This is a genomic window from Cellulosimicrobium composti, assembly GCF_009711085.1.
Lineage (GTDB): Bacteria > Actinomycetota > Actinomycetes > Actinomycetales > Cellulomonadaceae > Cellulosimicrobium > Cellulosimicrobium composti.
The window spans coordinates 1-1,414 of the sequence record NZ_WMKA01000104.1; the positions used below are offsets into that span (position 1 = coordinate 1).

At 69.8% G+C, this 1,414-nt stretch carries 1 protein-coding gene; it reads left to right on the forward strand.

The features are described 5' to 3' along the window. The first annotated feature begins 118 nt into the window (after positions 1 to 118). Positions 119 to 1,366, forward strand: coding sequence for an IS256 family transposase (locus GJV82_RS19140; protein ID WP_155100321.1), 1,248 nt, complete (start codon positions 119 to 121; stop codon positions 1,364 to 1,366). The last annotated feature ends 48 nt before the right edge of the window (positions 1,367 to 1,414 follow it).

A 1,414-nucleotide genomic window follows, 5' to 3' on the forward strand; every position in this document is an offset into this window, starting at 1 on the left:
AGTTGAGTCCCCGATAGTGGTGTAGCGCGGTTGCCGAACTCGTCGCCGTAGACGTGGAGCGGTCACCGCGTGATCCTTCGAGTGAACCTTCCGCAGCACTCTCGAACGGAGCATCACGATGACCGCACCCCACATTGTCGACCCTGCCGGCCTGCTTGGCGAGGCTCTGGCCGAGGCGTCCCCGGACCTGATGCGGTCGCTGCTGCAGACGGTGATCAACGCGCTGCTGTCGGCCGATGCGGACGCGGTGGTGGGCGCCGAGTGGGGCCAGCGCTCGGCCACGCGCACGTCCCAGCGCAACGGCTACCGGCACCGCGACCTGGACACCCGGGTGGGCACGATCGACGTCGCGGTCCCCAAGCTGCGCACGGGCACCTACTTCCCCGAGTGGCTGCTGGAGCGGCGCAAGCGAGCAGAGTCCGCCCTGATCACGGTCGTGGCCGACTGCTACCTCGCCGGGGTCTCCACCCGCCGGATGGACAAGCTGGTCAAGACCCTCGGCATCAACGCCCTGTCGAAGTCACAGGTGTCCCGGATGGCGGCCGAGCTCGACGAGCAGGTCGAGGCCTTCCGCCACCGGCCGCTGGGCGACGCGGGCCCGTTCACGTTCGTCGCCGCCGACGCGTTGACGATGAAGGTCCGCGAAGCCGGCCGGGTGATCAACGCCGTGGTCCTGGTGGCGACCGGAGTCAACGGCGACGGGCATCGCGAGGTCCTGGGCATGCGCGTGGCCACGGCCGAGACCGGGGCGGCGTGGAACGAGTTCTTCGCCGATCTCGTGGCCCGCGGCCTGGCCGGGGTGCGCCTGGTCACCAGTGACGCGCACGCCGGCCTGGTCGAGGCCATCGCCGCGAACCTGCCCGGAACGGTGTGGCAGCGCTGCCGTACCCACTACGCCGCGAACCTCATGAGCATCTGCCCCAAGAGCATGTGGCCCGCCGTCAAGGCCATGCTGCACTCGGTCTACGACCAGCCCGACGCCGCCGCCGTGGGTGCCCAGTTCGACCGACTGCTGGACTACGTGGCCGCCAAGCTCCCGGCGGTGGCCGAACACCTGGACGCCGCCCGCGCCGACATCCTGGCGTTCACCGCCTTCCCGAAGGACGTCTGGTCCCAGATCTGGTCCAACAACCCCTCCGAACGGCTGAACAAGGAGATCCGCCGCCGCACCGACGCCGTCGGCATCTTCCCCAGCCGCGACGCCATCGTCCGCCTCGTGGGCGCCGTCCTGGCCGAGCAGACCGACGAATGGGCCGAAGGCCGCCGCTACCTCGGCCTCGAAGTCCTGGCCCGCTGCCGCCTGACCACCGTGACCAACACCGCAACGGAGGTAGACACCGACCCCGTCCTCGAACTCACCGCCTAACCCCGCGAAGGATCACCAGCCGCTACACCACTCCCTGGGACTTGACCG